Consider the following 628-nt stretch of genomic DNA (forward strand, 5'->3'; position numbering starts at 1 on the left):
GCACCGCTCCGACGGCGATGATCAGGCCGAAGACGAAGTTGAACAGGATCGCGACGATCAGCACCGCGTACACGCCGCCGGAAAGGCTGGCCTCGGTCCCCGCTGCGGCCAGGCCGATGGCCGCGAGCACGCCGCCGCCGAGGCCTGACACGGCGCCCAGGGCCGCGAGAACCGCGGCGATGATGCCGGTGACACCACTGGGCTCGGGGCTCGGCATCCCGTAGGGCTGGTGCTGGAAGCCGCCCTGCTGCGGGTACCCGGACGGCGGAAAGCCTTGTTGTTGGGGAAAGCCGGGCTGCTGTGGGTAGCCAGGCTGCGGGTAGCCCGGCTGCTGCGGGAAGCCTGGCTGCTGCGGTTGACCGGGTTGTCCCGGGAACCCCTGCGCGTAAGGCCCGTACGGATAGTTCACGCATCCCCCCTCGACTCCTGGACCAAGGAGCTCACCCTATACGGATTTCGCAGATCAGGACGGTTTCGGGTAGCCTGGGCCGGTTGCCGACGCAGGCGACCCTCCTGCCACGGAATCCGCCGTGGCCGTACACGACCAGAGGAGGTGATGAGGTTCTAATGCGTCCATACGAAATCATGGTCATTCTCGACCCCACACTTGACGAGCGCACCGTAGCTC

The 628-nt window shown here is 67.0% G+C and carries 1 pseudogene; it reads right to left on the reverse strand.

Annotated elements, in window-relative coordinates:
• Positions 1-409 (reverse strand): annotated as a pseudogene (locus RNC47_RS36130) (hypothetical protein); the annotation flags it as partial.
• Positions 410-628 lie beyond the last annotated feature (219 nt).

The sequence above is a fragment of the Streptomyces millisiae genome (genome assembly GCF_031845425.1).
GTDB lineage: Bacteria > Actinomycetota > Actinomycetes > Streptomycetales > Streptomycetaceae > Streptomyces > Streptomyces millisiae.